This is a genomic window from Polaromonas sp. P1_G2 (genome assembly GCF_056405515.1).
The window spans coordinates 1-503 of record NZ_JBFUBY010000942.1; the positions used below are offsets into that span (position 1 = coordinate 1).

1 protein-coding gene is annotated in these 503 nt (G+C 56.5%); it reads left to right on the forward strand.

Going from position 1 to position 503, the window contains the following annotated elements; all coding sequences use genetic code 11:
- Positions 1-265 precede the first annotated feature (265 nt).
- A partial coding sequence (locus tag AC1D0P_RS28455) for a hypothetical protein (RefSeq protein ID WP_477679799.1) occupies positions 266-503 on the forward strand: 238 nt, incomplete at its 3' end.

Consider the following 503-nt stretch of genomic DNA (forward strand, 5'->3'; position numbering starts at 1 on the left):
GACCTGGACCTGGGACGAATTTAAGGCAATTGTCGCCTCGGGACAGACGGCATTGCTGCCCGAGCGGGGCAGTGACATCTACACTCGGGTGTGCGCCACTGACCCCCGTGTTCCGCTTACCAGCCCTGAGACTGGAGCCGCGAGCCACAACTGACCTATTGCCATCGATCGCCCTCGCCAAAGGGTGACTGCATGCGTCTTGACTCCGCGGAAGATTGTGGGAGCCTCCACCAGATTGAAGCATTGCGGCTCGAAAAGGGATTAAATGGGCACCGACATAAGAATTTCCGCCGAGCGGCGCGTTGGCGATCGGTGGCAAATCGTTAAATCGGAATATGACGGCTGCGAGCAACGTTACTCACTATTTGGCTGGCTTGCCGATGTTTGCAATTACGCGGCAATACCTCCGCTTGAGCCCATCAAAGGTGCCCCTAGAGATGCTTGCGCCCAGACATTCGAATATCATTGGGATGAGGGTCAATTTGGCCAGACGTGGTACCTGG